This is a genomic window from Corallococcus sp. AB030 (assembly GCF_003668965.1).
GTDB lineage: Bacteria > Myxococcota > Myxococcia > Myxococcales > Myxococcaceae > Corallococcus > Corallococcus exiguus.
In genome coordinates this window covers 1-398 of sequence record NZ_RAWQ01000527.1, presented here as the reverse complement: position 1 = coordinate 398, position 398 = coordinate 1, and the positions used below count along the sequence as shown (strand labels likewise).

The following is a 398-nucleotide window of genomic DNA, read 5'->3' as shown; positions in this document are numbered from 1 at the left end:
GTCTGCGCGGAGACGCCCACTTCCGTGCGGCCCAGGTCCCCGTGCTGGAATGTGTACGCCGCGCGTGCATTGAGCTTGTTGCTCTCGTGGTTCGCGCTCTCCACGCCCAGGTATGCCTCGCCCGGGTTGGAGCTGCTCACCTGCACCACGTCATACGAGTAGCGCGCGCTGTCCGTGCTCCGGCCGGTGAAGCTGCCCTCGTCGTTCTTGTAGAAGGCGACCTGCAGGTCCCATGGCCCCTGCGTGTGGACCAGCTTCAGACCCAGGTCGTAGTCGTCCTCCATCCCCATGTAGTAGGGCAGGGAGAAGAACCAGTTATGTGAGGCGTAGGGCAGCACGCCGAAGGGCACGCGGTGTACGCCGAACTGGAGCTGGGTCGCCTTCGTGAACTCATAGCC

General features: G+C 64.3%; 1 pseudogene. It reads right to left on the bottom strand.

Features of this window, described 5'->3' with window-relative positions:
- A pseudogene (locus D7Y15_RS43910) lies at positions 1-398 on the bottom strand (hypothetical protein); the annotation flags it as partial.